This is a genomic window from Microbulbifer maximicatervae (SeqCode), from assembly GCF_052467305.1.
In genome coordinates, this window is record NZ_CP174306.1 from 1,219,754 (window position 1) to 1,243,459 (window position 23,706).

23 protein-coding genes and 1 tRNA gene are annotated in these 23,706 nt (G+C 50.3%); 16 read left to right on the forward strand and 8 right to left on the reverse strand.

Features of this window, described 5'->3' with window-relative positions; all coding sequences use genetic code 11:
- Positions 1–87 precede the first annotated feature (87 nt).
- Complete coding sequence (locus ACJJI4_RS05695) at positions 88–972, forward strand: LytR/AlgR family response regulator transcription factor (RefSeq protein WP_444912644.1); 885 nt, start codon at positions 88–90, stop codon at positions 970–972.
- Here the strand turns inward: ACJJI4_RS05695 and tcdA are convergent.
- The 4 genes from tcdA to ACJJI4_RS05715 form a co-directional block, all read right to left on the reverse strand.
- Positions 969–1,769 carry a tRNA cyclic N6-threonylcarbamoyladenosine(37) synthase TcdA gene (tcdA, locus tag ACJJI4_RS05700; RefSeq protein WP_413665155.1) on the reverse strand — a complete coding sequence of 267 codons (801 nt, stop codon included), beginning with the start codon at positions 1,767–1,769 and terminating at the stop codon, positions 969–971. The two genes, ACJJI4_RS05695 and tcdA, sit on opposite strands and share 4 nt — an antisense overlap.
- A complete protein-coding gene (locus tag ACJJI4_RS05705) occupies positions 1,756–2,205 on the reverse strand; it encodes a thiol-disulfide oxidoreductase DCC family protein (RefSeq protein WP_444894339.1) in 450 nt (149 codons plus the stop codon). Before ACJJI4_RS05705 ends, tcdA begins: the two co-directional genes overlap by 14 nt.
- Positions 2,206–2,254: 49 nt before the next feature.
- A complete protein-coding gene (locus ACJJI4_RS05710; protein WP_413665157.1) occupies positions 2,255–2,719 on the reverse strand; it encodes an FKBP-type peptidyl-prolyl cis-trans isomerase in 465 nt (154 codons plus the stop codon).
- A 138-nt stretch (positions 2,720–2,857) separates the two neighbouring features.
- Positions 2,858–3,217, reverse strand: a complete 360-nt coding sequence (locus ACJJI4_RS05715; RefSeq protein WP_444896694.1) for a hypothetical protein — start codon at positions 3,215–3,217, stop codon at positions 2,858–2,860.
- Between the two features lie 336 nt (positions 3,218–3,553).
- Here ACJJI4_RS05715 and ACJJI4_RS05720 point away from each other — a divergent pair, with 336 nt between their 5' ends.
- The 4 genes from ACJJI4_RS05720 (at position 3,554) to ACJJI4_RS05735 (ending at position 7,636) form a co-directional block, all read left to right on the forward strand.
- Complete coding sequence (locus ACJJI4_RS05720; protein ID WP_413665159.1) at positions 3,554–3,976, forward strand: HIT family protein; 423 nt, start codon at positions 3,554–3,556, stop codon at positions 3,974–3,976.
- Between the two features lie 131 nt (positions 3,977–4,107).
- Positions 4,108–4,917 carry a GIN domain-containing protein gene (locus ACJJI4_RS05725; protein WP_444896696.1) on the forward strand — a complete coding sequence of 270 codons (810 nt, stop codon included), beginning with the start codon at positions 4,108–4,110 and terminating at the stop codon, positions 4,915–4,917.
- Positions 4,918–5,057: 140 nt separating this feature from the next.
- On the forward strand, positions 5,058–6,515 hold the full coding sequence (locus tag ACJJI4_RS05730; RefSeq protein ID WP_444916088.1) for a YcjX family protein: 1,458 nt from the start codon (positions 5,058–5,060) through the stop codon (positions 6,513–6,515).
- A complete protein-coding gene (locus ACJJI4_RS05735; RefSeq protein WP_444896698.1) occupies positions 6,512–7,636 on the forward strand; it encodes a TIGR01620 family protein in 1,125 nt (374 codons plus the stop codon). The genes ACJJI4_RS05730 and ACJJI4_RS05735 overlap by 4 nt, the downstream gene beginning before the upstream one ends.
- A gap of 78 nt (positions 7,637–7,714) precedes the next feature.
- On the opposite strand, the gene ACJJI4_RS05740 is transcribed toward ACJJI4_RS05735, so the two are convergent.
- Entirely contained in the window at positions 7,715–8,215 is a 501-nt protein-coding gene (locus ACJJI4_RS05740; protein WP_444927372.1) for a hypothetical protein, read from the reverse strand.
- Positions 8,216–8,456: 241 nt separating this feature from the next.
- On the opposite strand from ACJJI4_RS05740, the gene gorA reads away from it, so the two are divergent.
- Positions 8,457–9,815, forward strand: a complete 1,359-nt coding sequence (gorA, locus tag ACJJI4_RS05745; protein ID WP_444916090.1) for a glutathione-disulfide reductase — start codon at positions 8,457–8,459, stop codon at positions 9,813–9,815.
- 87 nt (positions 9,816–9,902) lie between these two features.
- Here gorA and ACJJI4_RS05750 read toward each other — a convergent pair whose 3' ends face one another.
- The gene (locus ACJJI4_RS05750) at positions 9,903–10,259 is read right to left on the reverse strand and encodes an HPF/RaiA family ribosome-associated protein (RefSeq protein ID WP_413665165.1); all 357 of its coding nucleotides are present in this window, start codon (positions 10,257–10,259) and stop codon (positions 9,903–9,905) included.
- Between the two features lie 539 nt (positions 10,260–10,798).
- Here ACJJI4_RS05750 and ACJJI4_RS05755 point away from each other — a divergent pair.
- Positions 10,799–11,728, forward strand: a complete 930-nt coding sequence (locus ACJJI4_RS05755) for a hypothetical protein (protein WP_444916091.1) — start codon at positions 10,799–10,801, stop codon at positions 11,726–11,728.
- A 91-nt stretch (positions 11,729–11,819) separates the two neighbouring features.
- On the opposite strand, the gene thpR is transcribed toward ACJJI4_RS05755, so the two are convergent.
- Complete coding sequence (gene thpR / locus ACJJI4_RS05760) at positions 11,820–12,404, reverse strand: RNA 2',3'-cyclic phosphodiesterase (RefSeq protein WP_444927373.1); 585 nt, start codon at positions 12,402–12,404, stop codon at positions 11,820–11,822.
- Positions 12,405–12,550: 146 nt separating this feature from the next.
- Here thpR and ACJJI4_RS05765 point away from each other — a divergent pair, with 146 nt between their 5' ends.
- Positions 12,551–13,027, forward strand: a complete 477-nt coding sequence (locus tag ACJJI4_RS05765; RefSeq protein ID WP_444912651.1) for an Hsp20 family protein — start codon at positions 12,551–12,553, stop codon at positions 13,025–13,027.
- A gap of 1 nt (position 13,028) precedes the next feature.
- Entirely contained in the window at positions 13,029–13,682 is a 654-nt protein-coding gene (locus tag ACJJI4_RS05770; protein WP_444916093.1) for a class I SAM-dependent methyltransferase, read from the forward strand.
- Here ACJJI4_RS05770 and ACJJI4_RS05775 read toward each other — a convergent pair.
- On the reverse strand, positions 13,662–14,648 hold the full coding sequence (locus ACJJI4_RS05775; protein WP_444927374.1) for a GlxA family transcriptional regulator: 987 nt from the start codon (positions 14,646–14,648) through the stop codon (positions 13,662–13,664). The two genes, ACJJI4_RS05770 and ACJJI4_RS05775, sit on opposite strands and share 21 nt — an antisense overlap.
- A 139-nt stretch (positions 14,649–14,787) precedes the next feature.
- Between ACJJI4_RS05775 and ACJJI4_RS05780 the strand changes: the two genes are divergently transcribed.
- From ACJJI4_RS05780 to clpP, 7 genes are all read left to right on the forward strand, one after another.
- On the forward strand, positions 14,788–16,644 hold the full coding sequence (locus ACJJI4_RS05780; protein WP_444927375.1) for a beta-ketoacyl synthase: 1,857 nt from the start codon (positions 14,788–14,790) through the stop codon (positions 16,642–16,644).
- Between the two features lie 76 nt (positions 16,645–16,720).
- A complete protein-coding gene (locus ACJJI4_RS05785) occupies positions 16,721–17,305 on the forward strand; it encodes a type II toxin-antitoxin system RelB family anti-toxin (protein WP_444916095.1) in 585 nt (194 codons plus the stop codon).
- Between the two features lie 299 nt (positions 17,306–17,604).
- Positions 17,605–19,761, forward strand: coding sequence for a fatty acid oxidation complex subunit alpha FadB (fadB, locus tag ACJJI4_RS05790; RefSeq protein ID WP_444927376.1), 2,157 nt, complete (start codon positions 17,605–17,607; stop codon positions 19,759–19,761).
- A gap of 11 nt (positions 19,762–19,772) precedes the next feature.
- Positions 19,773–20,948 carry an acetyl-CoA C-acyltransferase FadA gene (fadA, locus tag ACJJI4_RS05795; RefSeq protein WP_413665174.1) on the forward strand — a complete coding sequence of 392 codons (1,176 nt, stop codon included), beginning with the start codon at positions 19,773–19,775 and terminating at the stop codon, positions 20,946–20,948.
- A 182-nt stretch (positions 20,949–21,130) separates the two neighbouring features.
- Positions 21,131–21,215: transfer RNA gene (locus ACJJI4_RS05800), tRNA-Leu, on the forward strand.
- A gap of 185 nt (positions 21,216–21,400) precedes the next feature.
- Entirely contained in the window at positions 21,401–22,714 is a 1,314-nt protein-coding gene (gene tig / locus ACJJI4_RS05805) for a trigger factor (RefSeq protein ID WP_444905767.1), read from the forward strand.
- Positions 22,715–22,902: 188 nt separating this feature from the next.
- Positions 22,903–23,544, forward strand: a complete 642-nt coding sequence (gene clpP, locus ACJJI4_RS05810; RefSeq protein ID WP_282933430.1) for an ATP-dependent Clp endopeptidase proteolytic subunit ClpP — start codon at positions 22,903–22,905, stop codon at positions 23,542–23,544.
- Positions 23,545–23,706: the final 162 nt, after the last annotated feature.

Here is a 23,706-nt window from a genome sequence, read left to right on the forward strand (position 1 = left end):
TTTGCCATTAGCTATCCCAAAGTGCCGATTTGTAGGGTATTAGGGGCCAGTGGTGGTTTTTGGGGGTGAATCGGGGGTAGACTGCCGATGAATTTTTATACTGGTTCAGGAGCAATGACGGTTCAGCAGTATTTGACGCACCGGCGACAGTTTGAGGTGGGGTTCTGGGTGTTGTTTTTTGTCGGCCAGTGGCTTGTTCAGTTCGCTTTGGCATACTTTGATCACCGCCGCTGGGGTTCTATTTTTCAGCCATGGGAATTTCTGGTGTGGGAGGGAACCAGTATCCTAATGATCGCAATCTTATTTCCGTTGATATTGCTTCTTGATCATTATTTTCCCCTGCGCAAGGGGATAGTTCGGCAGAACTTGGCCATACATTTATTTTTCACTTTGCCTTGGTCCTTGGTCCACGTTTCCGGCATGGTGTTTATGAGGACGGTCATTTACCACCTTAATGACGGTTCCTATAACTTTGGTAACTGGCCTGTAGAATTTTTCTATGAATATCTCAAAGATATTCAAACCTATGCCGCTCTTTTAAGCTCTGTTTATTTGTACCGCTTCTTATTGGTACGTTTACAGGGTGAGGCGCGCTTACTAGAAGAGCCAGATGAGGGAGATGCTGCTGAGCCAGTAGAAAGGCCGGAGCGTCTTCTGGTGAAAAAGCTGGGAAAAGAATTTCTGGTTAATGTGCAGGATATCGAATGGGTGGAAGCTGCTGGCAACTATGTCAATCTGCACCTGGGCGATAGAATTTACCCCCTGAGAGAGACTATGACCAAGTTACTGGAGCGTTTGGATCCAGGGTCATTCGCTCGCATCCACCGCTCCTATATTGTGCGCTTGGACTCTATTGCGGAGATTGAACCCCTGGAGAGCGGTGATGCGCGTATTCACTTGGTTGGCGGCCAGCTGATCCCGGTGAGCAGGCGCTACCGCGATCAGCTGAGGGCTCAATTAACCCCGGCTTAGTTTTTTGCCTGGAGAAGTCGCTCGATGGCCCGGTTGGCGGCCAAAAACCCAAAGGTGCCGGTAATCATAGTTGCCGCACCAAAGCCGCCACTGCAGTCTAATTTAACACCGTCCTGCATAGCGCTCTTCTGCTGGCATACTTGCCCATCTGGCTGCGGGTATACCATTGCTTCAGTGGAAAAGATCGCATCGATGCCAAACTGGCGCTTGCGACTCTTCTGGAAGTTGTGAAAGCGGTATAGATGTTGGCGGACTTTTGCCAGCATCGGATCATTAATTGTACGGCCGAGATCGGCGCACTCAATGCGATCGGGGGAGCGCTTACCTCCTGCGGAACCAACCGTTATCAAGCGTATTTTTCGGGCTTTACAGTAAGCGATCAGGGCGGCTTTTACCCGTGCGGAGTCTATTGCATCAATCACCACATCGATAGGGTGTATATCAGGATTGATCAGCGCTGAGAAATTGTCATTAGCGATAAAGTCCTCTTCCGTATGAACTGTAATCTCCGGGTTAATCTGCCGTAGGCGCTCTGCCATCACCTCGACCTTGATATGGCCTACAGTATCGGCGAGTGCGTGGCTCTGACGATTGGTATTGGTGATGCAGACGTCATCCAAGTCTATTAGCGTCAACTGGCCAATGCCGCTTCGCGCCAAGGCCTCTGCGGTCCAGCTCCCTACGCCACCAATACCGATCACCAATATGTGAGCAGAGGATAAAATTTCGAGGGCCTTATCGCCATACAGGCGAGCAATGCCGCCAAATCGCTGTAAATACTGGTCAGACAAGCTCATCTGGGGTCTCTTCAGGTACATCTTCCAAAAACCGCTGTTTGTCAGCGTCACACGGCAATAGGCAACTTTCCCGTTGACCAAACCAGCGATAGCGGTTTCGAGCAACCAAGTCGTAGAGCCAATCCCTTGCCGGGCGGGGAATGTAGCGCAAAATGGCCAATAAACGCCAGGGTTGTGGTAGGCGGCTGGCAATTCTCAGTGCCGCTTCACTTTTGTAAAAGGATTGGTAAGTGCCACCATGTCGTTCCAGCAAAATCATGGTCTGGTAAGTGTCCAGCGGCAGGTTCAGCTGTTTAAGGAAGTGCTGGCCTGCATTGGACTGCACTCGGCACAGGGTAAAGCGCTGCTCTCTGTCGCGCTTGAGTATTAGTTGACTCCAGCTATTGCACAGGTTGCAGATGCTATCAAACAGGATGATGTTGTTTGGCAATGACATTGGGGAAGGGGGGAACGCCGCGCGGCTGGCGGCGTTTCATATCATGGGATCAGTGCACGTGGCCGTGATCAACTTCTTCGGCAGTCGCTTCGCGTACAGAAACAACTTCAATTTCGAAGTGCAGCTCAACGCCGGCGAGGGGGTGGTTGCCATTGATAGTGACTTCGTCGCCGTCGATGTCGATAATTTCGACTTCAATCGGGTGACCTTCGGTGCTCTCTGCACGGAATGCCATTCCTACAGATAACTCTTCAACACCACCAAAGGCACTGCGCGGCATGGTTTGGATCAGCTCCGGGTTTTGCTCGCCGTAACCGTCTTCTGGTGCGATTACCGCAGTAAATTTATCACCGGGTGCCTTTTCCAGCATCTCGCGCTCAAGCCCAGGAATGATATTACCAACCCCTTGCAGATATTTGAGCGGCTCTCCATTGGCTGAGGAGTCAATGACTGTTCCGTCAGCATCTTTCAGGGTGTAGTGGATCTCCACAACTGTGTGGTTGGCAATCTTCATGAATAATCTCTGATATAAAAGAGTATGTGAATGAGCGCTTACCGCTGCGCAATAAAACGGGGGGTAAAGGCTGTGAAGCGCAATTGTATTGACAGGGCGGGCGCGCCGCAACTTGTGCGTGCGCGCCGCTGATAAAGATTAGCAAGCGATTGACAGGTCCTGCTCACAACCTCCATAGAGATTGGTTACGATCGCAACCAGTTGTGTGCTGAAGTCAGGGCGATAGCCCAACTCCAATAGGCGACCCTCGAAATACTCCAGCATTGAATCGAATAGCTCTGGGTTTAACCCCCTGGCTAAAAAACGGGCGCGACTACTCCGGTCTGGTTCCGGTGTAGATGACAACGCATGGCTCAAAAACTGAGCTTGACGACTTAATTGTTTGCGGAAATCACAAGTTTCGTAGGCTGAAAGGTGGTGGCTGAGAGCACCGTAAAATTCACTGACTGTACGGTTGACAAATTTAGCACCACCGACCTGATCCAACAGGCTTTCCATATCTCTCCCCCCGGTGAGCAGTTGGCACTGATTTAAAGTTTATCCGCAGAGCCGAAAAAGTATTTTGGTAACGAGAAGCACAATGTGCATTGGCTCAATGGCGGTACAACATTAATTGGTGACGAGCCTAAGACATATTCTTTCAGTATGCCAACTTGGTTTAAGAAAATTGTCATTCTGTTCGACAGGTTGTCACATATTGGGGGTTTATTTCGCCAAAGAAGAAAATCTATGTTTGCGCAAGTATTTTCTAAGCCTTTACACTTTATTTTTTCTTCTTGGTGTTAGACTGCACGCTTGCACCAAATAATAAATTTCAACCTTTTGAGATAATTTATGGCAAGTATTTTTACTCAGATAATTAATGGCGATTTACCTGGCAATTTTATTTGGAGAGATGAAAAGGTCGTAGCTATTTTGACCATTTCACCCATTAAGGCTGGTCATTGTTTGGTCATCCCTGTTGAGGAAATTAATCATTGGGATGATGTTCCGGAGGAGCTGGCGAGTCATCTAATGCTGGTTGCGCAAAAGGTGGCGAAAGGGCTGAAAGCAACTTACTCACCGAAGCGAGTGGGCGTGATGATCGCTGGGATTGAAGTGCCACATACCCATATCCACCTGATACCCGTAGATGAATTGTCAGACTTTGACTTCTCTAAGCAAAAGCCTGCTTCTTCAGAGCAGTTGGCACATGAGGCGGAAAAGATTCGACAATCCCTAAAGGAGCTGGGCTTTAGCGAGGCGGAGTGCGGCTAGGTCGTTAAGATTGATTTTTTAGACTGCATGGTCATATGGTGTCCCCAAAATATTTGTGGGACACTGCATCCAAGTCCCCCGCTTACTGAGTCACATAGGTATGAACTGGTAATAACGATGAGATTCCTCTAATGATGATTTTGAAGAAGACACTCTTTGCCCCGCTGGTAGTAGTCCTCGCCACAGTCGCTGCGTTTTGCACTAATGCCCAGGCAGAAGAAATGGAAACTAAGCGTTTCGATATGGAAGGGTTCACTCAGGTGTCTCTCAAGGGAAGTTCTCACTTGAAGTTGATTCAGGGGGACAGTTTTGAAGTTGTCGCTGTCGGCCCTGTCAGCACAATGCCCTACGTCAAAGTTGAGGTGAAAGGGGAAAGGTTGGAGTTATCCGTTGAGGAAAACACCCAGAACCTTTTTGGATTTGTCACCATATCCCGAGGGCAGGGAGATGAAGTTAACTTCACCGTGACGATGCCTAAAATTGAGGCTCTTAAGGTGACTGGCTCTGGTGAGGCTAGATCTTCAAGTGTTGAGAGTGAAGGCCTAACTTTGGGGGTGACGGGCTCAGGAATGATCAATATCGACAAGGTCGCCGCAGAATCCTTGAAAGCGTATGTTACTGGTTCCGGTGATTTGTTCCTCAACAAGGCATTGACTGTCAAAGGGGAAGTAGCGGTGACAGGCTCTGGCGACATGAAGATAAGTACTATTACCGGTGAGAGTTTACTAGCGGAGATACAAGGTTCCGGCGATATGTTGGTTGGCGGGCGAGTCGCCGATGTGAACGTTCGCCTCATGGGTTCAGGAGATTTTATTGGCCGCAGTCTGCGCGCCGATACTGCCAGCGGTTCAATAATGGGATCGGGTGATATTGTCTTGAAACGGCCGGGAACTGACTCCTTCTCAGTGATGGGGTCGGGAGACGTAGCGCTGGTCGACTAAGCGGCGGCTCCTGAGCCCCCTTTGCATCTAAGGCGTTCGGTCAGTAAGGCTGTGCGCCTATTTCTTTTTGGGGGTATTCTTGAGCCTCCATCATCCTCTCTATCCCCATTTCTGGAAGTCAGCTTTATATGGAGCCCAAAGTGACAGAGTGTGTGTCGCTGGACCGCGAAGATTCTATGTCTCGCGAGAGTCAATCTCGCCCACATTTAAAAGAAAAACTACGGCGCTGGAGCCGAGAGGCCCAGGATAAATCCCACTGGGCCGCCGAGCGCTTGTTGGACCGACGCATCTGTATCGGTATCACTGGGCTCAGTGGTGCTGGCAAGTCCACGTTTCTCACCAGTCTGATATACCAACTCTGCAATCCGGAGAAGTCTCAATTACCTGGTTTTGCCCCTGCGCTCAATGGCGATCTGTTGGGGGCAGAGTTGAAGCCAGCGCTGGACTCTGGTTTGGCGCCATTTGACTATCAGACCTGCCTGTCGGCACTGATGGCTGAGCCACCTAGTTGGCCACAGAGTACTAGAGATGCTTCGGCTATGGAGTTACACATCCATTTACGCAGCCGGCGCCGTTTTCGGGGTAATGGTAGAAAGACGTTGGTAGTGGAGTTGCGTGACTACCCCGGGGAATGGTTGATGGACTTGCCGCTATTGCGTATGGATTACGCAGAGTGGTGTCGTCATCAAGCACACCTATTTTCTACAGATGCGCGATCAATGCTGGCCCCCCGGTTGATAGCTCAGCTGGCAGCACTGTCCCCCCAGGCGAATGCCAGTGAAGTAAATTTGGACGAATTATGGGGGGAATACCGAGCTTATCTTCTGAGTTGCCGAACCAAGTTGAATCTCAGTTATTTACAGCCTGGTAGAGCGCTGCTAGACGAGGAGGCGTACGGGGTAGTCCCACTCCTGGATTTGCGTGGTTTAGATGCTGGGCAGTTAGCTGCTTTGTCTGAGAGTAGTGTTTTTAAGGTTTTGCAGGCGCGTTACGAACGCTATGTGCGGGCGCAGGTAAAACCCTTTGTAGATAGCCATTTTCGACATATCGATCGACAACTGGTACTGGTAGATATGATTGGCACTCTATTTGCTGGTGAACAGTCCCTGGAAGATATGCGTCTGGCATTTGCTCATATTGCCGATACATTCCGCTATGGCGAATCGGGGTTTTTAAGCAAGCTATGGCGCCCAAAGGTTAATCGACTCCTTTTTGCTGCGACTAAAGTCGATCAGGTACTTGCTGCCGACCACGATGCTTTGAGGCAGCTTCTAGGCCAGCAGTTACAACAGACTTTCTCCGATGCCCGTCACCGGGGTTTGCCGGTATTTAGTGAGGCGATTGCCGCGGTTCGCTGCTCTAGAGAGGGGCAGAAGAATGGACGGAGAATGCTGATGGGTTATGACCTCGAAGGGCAGTATTTGGGTTTTGAGAATGCGGAAATTTTTGCCCAGGCGCCCTATGAAGAGCAGGGGTGGAGCCACTATGCGGGAGCTGCACCACCACAGCTGCGGCCTCCAGTGGGAATGCAGGAAGGACATATTCCACATATACGGGTGGATGCTCTTTTGAACCTTCTGTTGGGAGATAAGGTTTGATTAACAGTGATAAAAATACTGAGTACCGTCGCGAAACACGTATCGAGTCGCTAGATGAGCCTGGACAGGAGGTCCCGCACAGAGATGCGACGCGGGTGGAACCGCTTGCGGATGAGTCAGTGGAGATTCCTAGGTCAATAACCACTGGAGAGTCTCTTCCTGATCGGATTGCTTTCTCCGAGTTGCGCCTACCCACTTTCCGGTTTAAGTGGCTAAAGCCAGCAGTGCTCTCTGCGCTTGCAGTAGTGGTGGTCGTGGTCGGATGGGAGTTTTATGGACTTTATCAATGGGCGGTCGATAAACACTGGGGATTGGGACTTTTTGTGGCTGTTTTGATGGCGGGCTTCAGTGCAATCATTGGTAGTTCCGTGTGGGAGTTTTTCCGAGCGGGGCGCCCACTGAACAAGCTTGAAAAAACTCAGGCAATGGCTGCCGAGGCCCGAGACTGCCGCAGTCACCAAGAGGCGCAAGTATTCAGGCGCAATTTGCAGGAGCATTTTGCCGGTAAGCCCCAAGGTGTACTGCTCAATCGAGTTCTAGATGAGGCAGCTGACTATTACGATAGCAGTGAGTTGTTAGAGCATTTAGAGGTTACCTTCTTAAATGCCCTTGACCAAGAGGCTCTAAGGAGAGTCGTGCGCCACTCAACGAGCACTGGTGCACTGGTTGGGCTGAGCCCTTTTGCCAGTATCGATATTCTGGTTGCCCTGAGGCAGTCACTGCGAATGATTGATGATGTGGCGCAGATTTATGGTGTGCAGCCGTCTCTTGTGGTGCGATGGCGCTTGTTCAAGAGGGTTTTGTCTTTGGTCGCCTACACTGGCGCGAGTGAGTATGCGATCAGTGAAATGTGGCCGGAACTTGTTGGCGATAGCATGCTGAGCACAGTATCTGTGCGTTTGGGGCAGGGGGTCGGAGCCAGTCTATTTGTTGCGCGTATCGGCCTGGCGACAATGCAAAGCTGTCGGCCAATCCCTTTTACTGAAAAGCAGCGCCCTCGCCTGAGATCAGTTATGGCCCGTATTGGGGGTGGCCTTAAAGAGAGGATGCCCGAGTTGTTTTCTATGGTTGGGCTTAGCTCGCGAAAGGAAGCAAGGGTTCGGAAGGCGGGTACCGAGTAGCTACTGGGATCGTAAGCAAATCTCTTGGGCTGCCTATTTTATGTAAGGGGGCGAAAATCTGCCCCCTTAGTCAGCAACTTATTGAAACTGTTTTTTCATCAACATGCGGGTGTGATGTCGATCAACCAGCCGGGCCAGGGCTTCATAGCGGCGCTGTATGAAGGGGGCGGGGTTGTTATTTCCCGATTCATCCCGATATTCAACACCAGACCGGACGTGTTGGAGTTCCTTGGCTAACTCTCTGATGGCGGTGAAGATCTTTTGTGTATCGTCTTTGCTGTGAAATACTGAGCTTTTTGTGGTGTCTGTCAAGTAATCATCACACTCGCTCAGCCAGTCCAACCTCTGTTCGAGAAACTGTATTGTATTGCGAATTCCCCCGGTGTATTCGGGGTTGAAGTTATGGTTGATATACTTGTCGAGGCTACGCATGCCCGAGCCGACAAATTGTTCAACCACATCGCCACAGTATTTTTCTGACAGATAGGATGGATGAGACTTTGCGCTGCTTAAATTGCTGATGAGCAGTAGAGAAGTAAGCAATAGGGCGCGCTGCATCACTGCATTTGGGTATTTCATATTATTGCCCATAGGTTTTGCTCTTATTAATGGCTGTTATTTTATCCGCCTCAGGTTTTTTTGTTGTGCAATTTCCTCTGGCGGGCTGATATCTGTGACAGCAGTCACATGAATATCCAAAGCGAAGTCAAGTGTCAACGGTTATTAAGTAAGAATTGTCAGCTTGAGATGGTTGTTCACAGAAAACTTATTGTCGGGCTGTTTAAAAATTATTCGAAGCATAGCTGAGTGGGAGTTTATTTTGGCTGAGTATGATTTTGATCTGTTTGTTATTGGTGCCGGCTCTGGTGGCGTGCGTGCAAGTAGGATGGCTGCTGCACAAGGAATGAAGGTCGCTGTGGCTGAAGACCGCTATATGGGGGGGACCTGTGTAAATGTAGGTTGTGTTCCCAAAAAATTATTTGTTTATGCGAGTGGCTATTCCGCAGGCTTTTCTGATGCTCGAGCCTATGGCTGGAATAGCGCGGGAGCTGAGTTTGACTGGCCAACACTGCGGGATAACAACGCAAAAGAAGTTGCTCGACTCAATGGGATTTATCGCAATTTGCTGGATAACTCTGGGGTGGAAACCCTAAATGGCAGAGCCAGCATCAAAGGTCCTCACTGTGTTGTTGTTAACGGCAAAGAAATTACTGCAGAGCGTATTTTGGTGGCGACAGGCGGATGGCCATTTATTCCGAATATTCCGGGACGGGAATTTGCGCTGACTTCCAATGAAGTTTTCTCAATGGAAAACTTTCCCAAGCGAGTTTTGGTTGTTGGTGGGGGTTATATTGCCGTTGAATTTGCAGGCATCTTTGCTGGACTCGGCGCAAACGTGCACCTCTCTTATCGAAGAGATTTATTTTTGCGAGGATTCGATCGAGATATTCGCACTTTTGTTCGCGATGAGATGCAGAAGAAAAATATCGATCTAAAGTTTAACCACAACGTTGTTTCTATTGAGAAGCTTCAGGATGGTAGCTTGCTCGCTCATGCCGATGATGGTTCCAGTATTAATGTGGATATGGTGCTTTACGCTACTGGGCGCGTAGCAAATGTTGAAGGGTTGGGGCTAGAGGAGCAGGGTGTTGTCTTGCACAAAGATGGCACAATCTCTGTGGACGATAATTTTAGAACTAGTGTGCAGTCAATATATGCACTGGGAGATGTAACGGGTGAGCCTCAGCTTACTCCTGTTGCCTTGGCGGAGGCTATGGCCTTGGTTAAGCATTGGCGCACGGGAGAGACGGCTGAAATTGACTATAACAACATTCCTACAGCAGTTTTCTGTCAACCGAATATCGGAACTGTGGGGTTGTCTGAAGAAGAGGCACGGGACTCTGGACTCAACGTCACTATTTATAAGTCGGAATTCAGGCCAATGCGTCACACTGTGAGTGGGAATACAGAGCGGACATTGATGAAGCTGGTTGTAGATGCGTCCAACGACAAGGTGATTGGCGTGCATATGGTTGGCGATGACGCAGGGGAGATTATTCAGGGGATGGCCGTAGCGCTTAAGGCAGGAGCTACCAAAAGCACCTTTGATTCAACGATTGGAATTCACCCCACTGCTGCTGAGGAGTTTGTAACTATGAGAACTCCAGTTGCAGGCTAGGTTCTGTTGTTACGCTGTAGATATATGTTGCAGTTGTGAATAATGAAAAAGGCGGCATTTTGCCGCCTTTTTTGTGACTCTCAGTTTTTAGCTGGGCTCTTCTACAACCTCTTGTAGGGCTTGGTGCCGCCGTGTTTTCTTGCGTTCGCTACGCTCTTTCAGACAGCGCTCGGCGGAGGCGAATGTGTCGTTTACCGCTCGGTGTATGGATTCGTTCTCACTACTAATAGTCACGGGATTGCCACTAATCGCAAGCTCTAGTGATGCCTTGAAGTGTCTGCCTTTAGTTTTGTGTTGATGAGGAGCTTCGAGGACTACGCGACTATGTATGATGTCGCCACAATAACGTTCCAGCTTGTTTAACTTCTTGGATACGGTAGTCGCCAGGGCGGCTGACTTGTCAATGTCGCGGAACACAATGTTATCGTTAGGCGCTGATTTCATGGGCACATACCTCCGGTTAAAAGAAACCATGCAGGCCGCTGTTGCGGTTTGCTGTAAAGAAGGTAGGGCGCCCTAGTGGGAGGGTTCGAGGCTGCAGTTGAAGCGCCGAGCTGCCGGAATCGCAACGATTGTTTGCTGACAAAGCAGCTTAGGGTGTTTTACGTCCGGGTCGGGTTTCCGCTGAGTCCAGCGATCTTCTCCCTGGTATCCATAATGCTTCCGCCAAAAAAAAAATCAAGCGCTATCGCAGAAAAATTTCATATAAATTTTGGAGTGGTGTCACTGTGGTGACTCAATATTGTGGATTTGAAGGTTTATTGATCAGCTGGTTGGCTCAGGTGAACGCAAGGTCATTGCTCATAGCTTGCTCCCTGCGTAAAATTGACCATATTGCGCAGTAGCTTCACTCTGTCGTAGATTCAGAGTCGCTGCGCTTCCAAAACACGAAACACATCAATTCGAGAAATGGGTTCACGACGATGGCGGTAAAGCGGTGTTGCTCGCTCCTTTTGGCGGGCTTAGTAGTTATGGGTGGGGCAGTGGCACAAGCGCAGACGCCCCTCACGGCGGAGAAGAACCGTCTTGCGCGATTGGAACAGTCTCTTGAAAATCGGAGTGTTGGGCTCGAGGATGTCGAAAATGAGCTGCTCTCCTATGAATATAAGCTTGAGCAGGCCCAGAAATCTCTCGATGACCTGCGCCTGGAATACGAGGCGAGTCGCCAGGAGCTCAATCAAGCGACCCGGGCTCATGAGTCAACCCCCAACTCAGATACTGAGCGTCGCCTGAAGAAGGCTAAGCATGCCTTCGCTATGGCGGAGAGAGGTGTCGATAGCCGTTCACGTCGTCTCGAGTTTATTAAAGAAAATCATCAGCAGCTTCAACAAAAACTGGCTGAAGAGAAACAGGCAATTGCTGATGCCAAAGCTAAGATTTCTGCCCAGCAGGATAAAATTAGCAAGATGGTTGAGGATATGCTGGCAAAGGCTGAAGCATCCGAGAGAAGGGCAGCTATGGCGCGAGCTGCTGCTACTAATGAGAAACCAAAGCCCCCGCAAATTAAAGCTCAGGTCGAGCCGCCAAAGCGCGAGGAGCCCGCTAAAGTGGAAGCTGTTGCTAAGCGTGAGATCGATGCCGACTTATTGGATTATGTAAGGCGGGAAACAGCACGCCTAAGTGATCTCCTGGCTGACGAAGAAGGTAACGATAGAAAAACGTTCCGGGATCTTGAGTTGCGGCCAACTGGGGGGGAAAGAGTGCCCTTTGAGTTTTTGGGGGAAAATCAATATCGCTTGGTGACTACCGTTGAGTCAGGTCGCCAAACTTATAAAATTAACACTTGGAAATTCCGCCGTACAATTCCGGCTGAGGATGATGGGGCTCGCTATGTCTTTATTTTTGATGCGCGTCGCCTGTCTCGACCAAGATTGGTTATGTACCCAGAGTATGTGCTGTCAGAATTGAATTAATTGTTCAGTGAAAAAGCAAAAAAGCGAGCCTAAGGCTCGCTTTTTTGCTTTTGGGGTTCCAGAAAATAGATTTTACCAGTGGGGAGGAGTTTTACCGCGACTGTAGAATAGTTGTGAGTAGGGGGGTGTAAAGGCTTCCTGTCGGGCTTGGTTGACTTTGGTAGAGAGTAATATTGTTAATTGTTATTGGGTGTTCTAGGTCGACTGGAGAAAATCCGTGAAATTGTTTCCTGTTTCTGCATAGGGTGATGTGTGGGCGATAGCGCCGGTTTTCTGTCGGTATGGATAGGCTCTCTGCGAGGCATTTGACAGACATATGCAAGGTCGCCAATTGTTTGGTGGCTGTGATTTCTGCGGCGATCAGGTGAGCTTCATTGCCCGGGAAGGTATCAAGTTTAAATAGGCGGGTTTTCGTCTCAGTTGTGTTTCGAGCGATTGAGGTCAACCCGGTTTTTAGTGACGGTATTGTTTTAATTGGAACCTGGCCTAAAAAACAAAGGGTGATATGACGATTCTTATAGGCGATCCAACGGGTGCTGGCTAAGGATGAGGCGCTTTGTTTTTCCGTGATGAGGTTTGTTAAATAATTTAAAAATTCTTGTGTTGTTTTATCGAGCTGGATGCCGGTAAAGATTCGACAAGCGGGCTCTAAAGGTTTTTTGTAATTTTTTGGCATAAAATTTATCTGTCACCCTTGAATTAGAAACCTCTGCCCATATCTTTGTTGTACAGGTGGTAGCTTCAATGAAAAGTGCCCCTGAATAGAGTCCGGTCATTTGACGGACGTAGTTTTAAATATTGCTCTGAATTGAGGATATGATAATGCGTAATTTTGATTTCTCTCCACTTTATCGCTCTGCAATTGGTTTTGACCGTATGGCCAGCCTGCTCGATGCAATGACCACAAGCGAGCAAAAACAGCCTTCCTACCCCCCTTACGATATAGAGTTGACCGGCGAGGATAGCTACCGAATTTCCATGGCTGTCGCTGGTTTTGAGCAGTCTGAACTCGATATTCAGGTGGAGCAAAATCGTTTAGTGGTTAGCGGCACTAAGCCAGAAAGTAATAGCCAGGGAAATTATTTACACAGGGGTATCGCCGCAAGAAATTTTGAGCGGCGCTTTCAGCTTGCCGATCACGTGAAAGTGACCGATGCAAAACTGGCTAATGGGTTGTTACATATAGAATTGGTACGCGAAATACCTGAAGCGATGAAGCCACGAAAAATTTCGATTACAGAAGGTAATGTGCTGCAGCACAAAGAGAGTGAGACTAAGTCCACTGCTGCAGTAGCGTAAGTTGTCGCTTCATTGCCCGCTGTGCCGCCAAAGTGCGGTACAGTTTTACCATCAGGATAAATTCCGCAGTTATCATCAGTGTGATAACTGCGCGCTCGTTTTTGTGCCGCCGCAATACCATCTGACACCTGAAAAAGAGAGAGCTTATTACGACCTCCATGAGAATTCGATGGAGGATGACGGTTACCATCAATTTCTCAGTCGTTGCGCGCAGCCGTTACTGAAAGAGTTGAGTGGAGCCTGCCATGGCCTGGACTTTGGTTGTGGCCCGGCGCCTTTATTGGCCAGAATTTTGGCGGAGAGTGGACATCGGGTGGACCTGTATGATCACTTTTACATGCCGGCCAGGAAGGCGCTGCATAGGAGCTACGACTTTATTGTTGCTACAGAAGTGATAGAACATCTTGTGAGGCCAGGAGAGGAACTTGAAAACCTTTGGCAAAGGCTTCGTACAGGGGGGGTTATGGCCCTGATGACGAAACTGGTTATTTCTGCAGAGCGCTTCGCCAATTGGCACTATATCAGAGACCCTACACATATTTGCTTCTTTAGCGTGAAGACATTTGAATGGTTGGCTCGGTCACTCGGTGCCGAGCTCCAGTTTGTCCACAGTGATGTTATTTTTCTAAGAAAATTAAGTGTTGACCCTGAATAGCTTGGCTCGCACCGTGGTGCGATATTCACTTGGAGTTGTTGCCAGAAATTTTTTAAATAGCGCTGTGAAATGCCCCATATCCTGGTAACCAACTTTTTCAGCAATTTCATTGACCGATAAATTGCTTGATTGTAAAAGCTCGCGCGCCATGTCAACCCTGACATTTTGCAAATACTGCAATGGTGTCTGTCCTGTAGCAAGTTTGAACCGGCGATTGAACGATCGCACACTCATATCGAAAAGTTGCGCCACTTCGCTAAGGCGTACCTCGGTATTGCAATGTTCTTTGAGCCAGGCCTGGGCTTGAACGATATCTTCATCTGGGTGTAAGTGAACAGATCCTTCTGAGTAGGCTATCTCTTCAAATGGGCGGCGAATTTCGTGAGAGAAATTGCGCTCCACATGACTGGCGATGGCCGGCCCATACAGTTGACGGATCATATGAACCGTTACGTTGGCGAGGGCATTGACGCTGGCCGCACAGAAAAGTTTGTCTGCCTGGGTAATAAAATACTGACGTTTTAACTTTACCTCTGGATAGTCTGAGCTAAATTGATCAAAATAATGCCAGTGGGTGGTTGCAGGTTTTCCGTTAAGGAGGCCCGCTTCGGCCAAAAAGCAAACTCCGGTACCCACAGCACTAATTGCAGCTCCTTGTTTTTCCTGTTGGCGCAGCCATTCCAATATTTTTCCGCCTCGCTTAAGGGCGGGGCGGGGGTTGCGCCACATGGTCGGGATGTAGATTAGGTCGCTATCTGGTGCATCGCTAAGAGCGACGTCCGGTTGAAGGGTAAACCCGCAGCGGGTATTTACTGGTGCCCCATCCAAACTGGCGGTCACCAGTTTTAGGCTGCCCTTGATGCCCTCAACCCTGGCGCGACTCTCCGCACCGCGGAGCATCTCAAGTGGGAGAACGGTACCGGTTGCCAGCATCTGGTCGATAAGTAGAAAAGTTACTGTTCGCATTACACATCTATGCGCACTTGCGCTATTGGCCAAAACACTCAATTTTGCTGGCCAGTATGCCCATAACTGGACAGAATCGCCACCCCCTACACTCGCATCTCTTATTTTTATAGTGTTAAGTGCTTGGCTGGAGGTCAGGATGCAGCGCCTTCCCGTAATCACCGCATTCGGTGGATTCAACCCTGCTGGACGTAGTTCTTTCCATAGGGGGTACTCTCGCCTCGTGCTAGATAAACTGGGTAAGGAAGAGAGGGATAGCACTCTTTCCGACCTGGCTGCCCTGATGGGCTTGCGTACCGGAGACAACGCTGAAGGCATTTTGGACCCTGCCCTTGAGCAGCAGGTGTTGGATGGTACTTTGGTACGCGAACTAGAGAGTCGCTATTACGACTACCGCAAGTGCCATTTCCATCAGTCTGCCCAGCTCGCAAACCCCCAGGGCCTGACATTTGAAATTTCCACCCGGCAGCTTCCGCAGCCTGTGCCAGCTCATTGGCACTTGGAGCATATCCAGGGCGGCAGGGTTCGGGTCACCACAGCTGAGCTGTCAGTTTTGTTGGATAGCCACCGTGAGATAAGTGTGGCTGCTGCCGGCCAGCTCCCAACTGGATTTGAACCGGGCACTAAATATAACTCTCGATTTCACCCGAGGGGACTGCAGTTGGCCCTCTTGGGCGCATCAGATGCTGTGCAGTCTTTGGGGGTTGATTGGGATACCGTTGTATCTGCGGCTGGGCCGGGAAATATTTCACTCTATGCCGCCTCGGCAATGAGTCAACTGGACCCATTTGGCAACGGTGGTCTATTGCAGTCCCGCCTGCGAGGTGGTCGCGTAAGCTCTAAACAGTTAGCGCTTGGTCTAAATAGTATGCCAGCGGATTTTGTTAACGCTTATGTGCTCGGAAATGTCGGTTCTACTGGCGCTGTTGCCGGTGCTTGCGCAACCTTCCTGTACAACCTTCGCGCTGGCGTTGAAGATATTCGCTCGGGTAGGGCGCGGGTCGCTGTAATTGGTGCGGCTGAGGCGCCCCTTGTGCCTGAAGTTGTCGATGGCTATTCAACGATGGGTGCTCTTGCCACTACCGAGAATTTACGCAAGCTTTTCCCTGGTGAAATTGATTATCGACGCACCAGTCGCCCGTTCGGTGAGAACTGTGGTTTTACCTTGGGTGAGGGTACCCAGTGGGTCATCTTAATGGATGATGCTCTGGCGCTTGAGTTGGGTGCTTCCGTATATGGTTCGGTTGCTGGTGTGTTTACCAATGCCGACGGTACAAAAAAATCGATTTCTGCGCCGGGTCCCGGGAATTACCTGACGATGGCCAGGGCAATGGCGGAGGCGCGGGCAATTGTGGGTGAGGATAGTTTGCGGCGTCGCAGCTTTGTGCAAGCCCATGGCTCCAGCACGCCGCAAAATCGGGTTACTGAGTCCGCCATTTTTGATCGTTTGGCCGGCGCATTTGGTATTGCCGAGTGGCCGATTTGTGCGGTCAAGGCCTTTTTGGGGCATACCGTTGCTTCAGCCAGTGGAGATCAGTTAGTTACAGCGTTAGGTGTATTTGATCGCGGCATACTCCCGGGAGTAACCACCGTTGATCACATCGCCGATGATGTTCATTGTAAGCATCTGGATATTTCCCTTGAGCATACCGATAGGGGTAGGGGTGCGCTTGATTTAGCGTTCTTAAACTCGAAAGGTTTTGGCGGAAATAATGCGACGGCAACAATTTTGTCCCCGCAGATCACAAAATCAATGATGAAAAAGCGTCATGGCAAATCGGCCATTGTGACGTCTCAAGCGTTGAACGAGAAGGTTGTAGAGCAGAGCGAAAAGTACAACACCAAGGCTTCTCGTGGTGAGCTTGATGTTATTTATCGATTTGGTGAGGGCATGATCAATGAAAGTGAGATCACTATCTCAGAAGAAGAAATTTGTTTACCCGGAATGCCGCCGGTGAAGTTGCCAAATGGAAATCCCTTTGAAGATATGGTGTGATTGGCTTTTACATAATACCTCAATTACGGTGATTTTTACCTGAGGGGAGATTGCACAAAAGGAGCTAATGGGGAGCATGGATGATCCTGAAGAGGATGTTGGCGCCCGCTTGAAAATGGTGCGCCACATTTACGGTATCTCACAGAGGGAGTTGGCGAGACGGGCTGGGGTAACCAACGCAACAATTTCTTTTATTGAATTGGGAAAGGTTAGCCCTTCCGTAAGCTCCTTAAAAAAAATATTGGGCGCCATTCCTATGTCGCTAACCGATTTTTTTTCCTTGGAAATATCGGGCGCAAAGCAAATTTTTTTTCGCGGAAATGAAGTGCCTGAGATCGGTCATGGCTCTGTGTCCTGCCGTTTGTTTGGAGGGGCAAAGGCAAACTGCGGCATGTCGCTATTGTGGAAAGTATTTCCGGCTGGGGATGATACCGGCTTTTCTCTCGAGTCTACTGAGGGGGAGATTGGTGGAGTGGTTGTCAGTGGTGACCTGGAGGTTACGGTTGGCTCCGATTTTGCCCTGCTGAGTACCGGTGATGGGTATTATTTTGATGCTCAGCGTCCGCACCGCTTTCGAAATATAGGTCGCTGTGACTGTGTAGTTGTCAGCGCAATGATGCCGGCTTATGGGCATCCCGACCTTCAAGAGCCCAATTCCTGAAAGGTGGTTTAGAAAAGAGGGAGTTCGTGCCAAGTGGCTGATAAGGCGGCACGATCCGAGATAGACTAGCCCTGCTTTAATTTCATTCCGTTCGCAAACTGGCGAATTTCTGTACTTTGGCACTCCTGGTGCCACTCCATTTGTAAGAAATAGTATTCAAACAATCGTTTGAATCTGGCTATACTACGGCTGACCAAATTGGGCCTAAGTGTCACCGCGCTGTGCGGGGCGGCCCTTGGTTGCACAAAAATTCCGACCCCGGGCCCAGGATCGCGGCCCAGAATAAAAGAGGTCAATCAATGTTATTTAGTGGCAAAGCGCTCACGGTACAGATGCTGGACAACGGCATCGCCGAGCTCAAATTCGACCTGCAAGGCGAATCCGTCAATAAATTTAACCGTCAGACGGTTTCTGAATTCTCCCAAGCGCTGGATGCTATCGAAGCAGCGGATGGTGTAAAAGGTGTACTGCTGACCAGCGGTAAAGGCGTCTTCATTGTTGGTGCTGATATCACTGAGTTTGGTGGTGCCTTCTCTGCAGGTGCAGAGGGCGTTGCTGATCTGATGAATCAGAACAACGAAAATATCAACCGCCTGGAAGACCTTCCGGTACCGACTGCGGTAGCAATTAATGGCTACGCGCTTGGCGGTGGTTTTGAGGTGTGTCTTGGCTGTGACTTCCGCCTGATGGGCGAAGAGGCCAAAGTTGGCCTTCCGGAAGTTAAGCTGGGTCTGATTCCGGGCTGGGGTGGCACTGTTCGCCTGCCGCGTGTAGTGGGTGTTGATGTTGCTGCTGAGTGGATTGCAGCGGGTAAAGAGCAGAAGCCTGCCGCCGCTCTAGAAGCTCACGCTGTCGATGCGGTGATCCCCACTGCCAAGCTCAAAGATGCAGCGGTCAAGCTGCTTGAGCGCGCTATTAATGGCGAGCTGGACTACAAAGCCATTCGCGAGCTGAAGAAATCTCCAATCCCCTTGAATGATACTGAAGCGCTAATGGCCTTCTTTACCACCAAGGCATTTGTGGGTCAGCAGGCGGGTAAAAACTACCCCTCTCCCGTAGCTGCGGTTGAGTCAATCGAGCAGGGTTACAAGTTGACCCGTGATGAAGCGCTGAAAATTGAACAGGAGAAGTTCATTTTCTGCGCGCAGACCGGCACTGCGAAGTCTCTGGTAGGGCTGTTCCTGGCTGACCAGGCAATTGGTAAAGTTGCCAAAGGTTGGGAGAAGAAAGCCGATAAGCCGATTGAGCGTGCGGCAGTATTGGGTGCTGGCATTATGGGTGGCGGTATCGCTTACCAGTCTGCCTACAAAGGCACTCCGATCAAGATGAAGGATATCGACCAGAAGGGTATCGATCTTGGTCTGAATGAGGCGAACAAGCTGCTGTCCAAGTTGGTTGATCGCAAGCGCCTGACCCCCGTTAAAATGGGTGAAGTGCTCAACCGTATCGAGCCTACCTTGAGCTACGACGGCTTCAACGATATCGATGTTGTTGTGGAAGCGGTGGTTGAAAATCCCAAGGTGAAGCATGCAGTATTGAAAGAAGTGGAAACCAAAGTAAGCGAAGACGCTGTAATCGCTTCTAACACCTCCACTATTTCTATTAACCAGCTGGCTGAGCCGCTCTCTCGTCCGGAGAACTTCCTCGGTATGCACTTCTTCAACCCAGTGCACAAAATGCCGCTGGTTGAGGTGATTCGCGGAGAGAAAACTTCCGACACAGCTGTAGCTCGCGTTGTTGCCTACGCAAATAAGATGGGCAAGAAAGCTATTGTTGTACGCGACTGTCCTGGATTCCTGGTTAACCGCGTTCTCTTCCCTTACTTTGCCGGTTTCTCCATGCTGGTGCGCGATGGCGCTGACTTCCAGGCCGTTGATAAGGTGATGGAGCGTTGGGGTTGGCCGATGGGCCCCGCTTACCTGATGGACGTTGTCGGTATCGATACCGGTGTTCACGCAGAAAGCGTAATGGCTGAAGGCTTCCCCGATCGCATGGGTAAAACCTTTACCGCTGCTTCCGACGTTATGTATGAAGCGGGTCGTTACGGCCAGAAGAACAACAAAGGCTTCTATAACTACGAGCAGGACAAAAAAGGTCGCCCGAAGAAAGTGGCTACTGAAGAGTCCTACGAGCTGCTTAAGCCGCACGTTGCTGAACGTCGCGAGTTTGAAAAAGACGAAATTATCGAGCGCATGATGGTGCCTATGGCAACCGAGCTGGCTCGCTGCCTGGAAGAGGGTATCGTGGATTCCCCAGCTGAAGCTGATATGGCGCTGATCTACGGCATTGGCTTCCCTCCGTTCCGCGGTGGAATCTTCGCGTGGCTGGACAGCATTGGTCTGGATGAATTCGTGAAGATTGCCGATAAGTACGCCGATCTGGGTGAGCTGTACAAGCCGACCGATCGCATGCGTGAAATGGCCGCAAGTGGCAAAACCTACTACGGCGACAAGTAAGGAGAATAGCGATGAGTTTAAATCCTAGAGATGCCGTAATCGTCGACTACGCGCGTACGGCCATGGGTCGCTCGAAGAATGGCGTATATCGCCATGTTCGCGCCGATGATATGTCCGCTGAGCTGCTGAAAAAGTTCATGCAGCGCAATGACAAGCTCGATCCCGCCGAGATCGATGACCTGATCTGGGGCTGTGTTATGCAGCGCGATGAGCAGGGCTTTAACGTAGCTCGCTTTATCCTGCTGCGCGCTGGTCTGCCACACACTATCCCGGCGCAAACCGTCAACCGCCTGTGCGGCTCCTCTATGTCCTCCCTGCATACTGCAGCTGCCAACATCCAGGCTGGCGTTGGCGATGTGTACGTTGTGGGTGGTGTTGAGCACATGGGTCACCTGAACATGATGGAGCATGTTAGCCCCAACCCAATGCTGGGTCGCTATATGGCTAAAGCTGCCGGCTCCATGGGTATGACTGCTGAATACCTGGCGATGATGCACGGTATCCAGCGTCAGCAGATGGATGAGTTCGGTGCACGCTCTCACCATCGCGCCGCTGAAGCTACCAAGGCTGGCAAATTCAATCGCGAAATTATCGCTATTGAAGGTCATGACGATGACGGTGTACCTTTCCTGGTTGAGACGGACCAAACCATCCGTCCGGACACCACCGTGGAAGGTCTGGCTCAGCTGAAGCCAGCATTCGATCCGAAGCACGGTCAGGTAACAGCCGGCACCTCCTCTCAGATCACCGACGGCGCCTCTGTGATGCTGGTAATGTCCGCTGAGCGCGCACAGGCTTTGGGTATGACTCCTATTGCTCGCGTGAAAGAAATGGCGTTGGCTGGTGTTGATCCGTCCATTATGGGTTATGGCCCGGTGCCCTCTACCAAGAAGGCGCTCAAGAGAGCGGGTCTAACTGTTGGCGATATCGACAAGTTTGAGCTGAATGAGGCATTTGCGGCGCAGGCGCTGCCGGTGCTGAAAGACCTGGATCTGCTCGAGCAGATGGATGAGAAGGTCAACCTGTACGGTGGCGCTATTGCCCTGGGTCACCCCTTCGGCTGCTCTGGCGTGCGCATTACTGGCACCCTGCTGAGCGTTATGCAGAATGAGGGCGGCAACCTGGGTGTATCTACCATGTGTATCGGTCTGGGGCAGGGTATTACCACTGTTGTAGAGCGAGTCTAAGGAAATTAGACCCCGAAAAAAGGCGCCTTTGAGGCGCCTTTTTTTATTTTATGAGAAAAGTGTTCAGTAAAGTGTTGAAGACCCCAAAATGCTGTGGCACAATCTGCACCCCTTGTCGCGATGGGCTCTAAAAAAGTAGCGAAAGCGCTTAAATATCAAAGAGTTAGCGACAGGTTCGATTTGGGGACGTGGTGAAATTGGTAGACACGCCAGATTTAGGTTCTGGTGCCGAAAGGTGTGGGAGTTCGAGTCTCCCCGTCCCCACCAAATTAAAAGCCTTGAAGTCCGTGTGACTTGCCCTGGAGGGGTAGGTGCGGGCTTCTTGTGTATTTGGCGGCAGCACAAAAGTATTGTTTTGGTGCTGGGCCTACGAGGTTACTGACTAAGTCTCGGTGACCCGGTATTCGTTGGCGCTGCGGCGCGATTACAGAGATAGTCTCACGAGGATAAACATGCAGGTTTCCATCGAAACTACTTCCGGTCTGGAGCGTCGCTTAACGGTCAACTTGCCGGCAGAAATTGTCGACAAAGAAGTGGATAAGCGCCTCCAGCAGGCTGCTAAGACTGTTCGCATCAATGGCTTCCGCAAAGGCAAGGTGCCGATGAAGGTTGTTCGTCAGCGCTTTGGCGCCGGCGTTCGTCAGGAAGTTCTGGGTGAGGTAATGAGCCGTTCTTTCTACGAAGCGGTACAGAAGGAAGAGGTTAAACCTGCCGGCCAGCCTAGCATCGAAGCTAAGCAGACTGCTGCTGGCGAAAACCTGGAGTACGTTGCTACTTTCGAGGTTTACCCTGAAGTTGAACTCGCTGACCTGGCTGAGATCGCTGTAGAGCGTCCTGTTGCAGAAGTTACTGATGCTGACGTGAAGAACATGATCGATGTTCTGCGCAAGCAACAGTCTTCCTGGAAAGATACCAAGCGCAAAGCTCAAAAGGGCGATCGTGTTGTTATCAACTTTGTTGGTCGCAAAGACGGCGAAGAGTTTGAAGGCGGCAAGGCCGAAGGTCACCAGTTGGTACTGGGTTCCGGCCAGATGATCCCTGGCTTCGAAGAAGGCATTCTGGGTATGAAGCCCGGTGAAGAGAAAGACATTGATCTGACCTTCCCGGAAGATTACCAAGCAGAAGAGCTTCGCGGTGCTGCTGTTACCTTTAATATCAAGGTGACTTCTTCCGAGAAGCCTGAACTTCCCGAGCTGAACGAAGAGTTCTTCAAAGCTTACGGTGTTCAGGAAGGTGGCGAAGAGAAGTTCCGTGAGGAAGTTCGCAACAACATGCAGCGTGAGCTGAAAAATGCCGCTCTGAACAAAGTTAAGACCCAGATCATGGATCAGTTGTTCGAGAAGCATCCAGTTGAGCTGCCGTCCGCTCTGGTTGCCAGTGAAGTAACTACCCTGCGTGGTCAAATGGTTCAGCAGTTTGGTGGTCAGATCAAGGCTGAAGATGCCGAGCGCATGTTGCCTGACACTATGTTCGAAGAGCAGGCAAAACGCCGTGTAGTTCTCGGTCTGGTAGTCGGTGAGATTGTTAAGCAGAATGAACTTTCTGTTGATGCCGATCGCGTAAAGGCGAAAGTTGAAGAGCTGGCTTCTACCTACCAGCAGCCGCAAGAAGTGGTTGACTACTACTACAGCAACCGTGAGCTGCTGTCTGGAGTTGAGTCTGTTGTACTGGAAGACCAGGTTGTTGATCACGTACTGGCTTCAGCTAAAGTATCTGAAGTTGACAGCAGCTACGACGAAGTGATTAAGCCGCAAAAACAAGGCTAATCTCTCACTTCATTCAGGTGTAAGGTGGCGTCCGCTCAAGCGTGACGCCCCTACATCTCCTTCCTTTTTACCGGCTGGCTTTCTCTCGCCTGACCGGTTAAGCTCTGAAAACCAAATTTTTCAGCATGGGCATACGATGCCTATTCGCTGGCCTGCCGAATACGCCACAAAAGGAAGCAATGGTACCTATGGCACGAATTGATTTTCCAAAAGCTTCGATAGAGCCCTCAGCATCAGGTTTAGTTCCCATGGTGGTAGAACAAACCGCCAGAGGGGAGCGCTCATTTGATATTTATTCTCGCCTGTTAAAAGAGCGTGTGATCTTCCTGGTCGGGCCTGTAGAAGACCACATGGCCAATCTGGTTGTTGCGCAGCTGCTTTTCCTCGAGGCAGAAAATCCGGATAAGGATATTCACCTCTACATTAATTCACCGGGCGGCTCGGTAACTGCCGGCATGTCTATCTATGACACCATGCAGTTCATTAAGCCTGATGTCAGCACTATGTGCATTGGGCAGGCCTGTAGTATGGGCGCCTTCTTGTTGACTGCCGGTGCTGAAGGCAAACGCTTCGTAACACCAAACTCCCGTGTGATGATTCACCAGCCCAGCGGTGGGGCCCAAGGGCAGGCGAGTGATATCCACATTCACGCCCAGGAAATCCTCAAGATTCGTCATCGGTTGAATGAGCTCATGGCGCATCACTCTGGACGTCCAGTCAGTGATATTGAGAGGGATACAGAGCGCGACAACTTTATGAGCGCCGATGAGGCCAAGGAATATGGCTTGGTCGATGATGTATTGTCCCGCCGACAGGCATTCGATAAGTAGATTTTTCTACATTAAAAGTTTGCCGGAGGCGGATTTCAGCGAAAGTTAGTTTTTTTGACAGGCTGGCTTTCGTTGGGACTTGAAAATCACGCCAAAAGGCAGCATCTTGCTGGGTAAGCTGAATTTAGGGCCCTGGCCGGCCAGTGACGACGGAGTATTTTG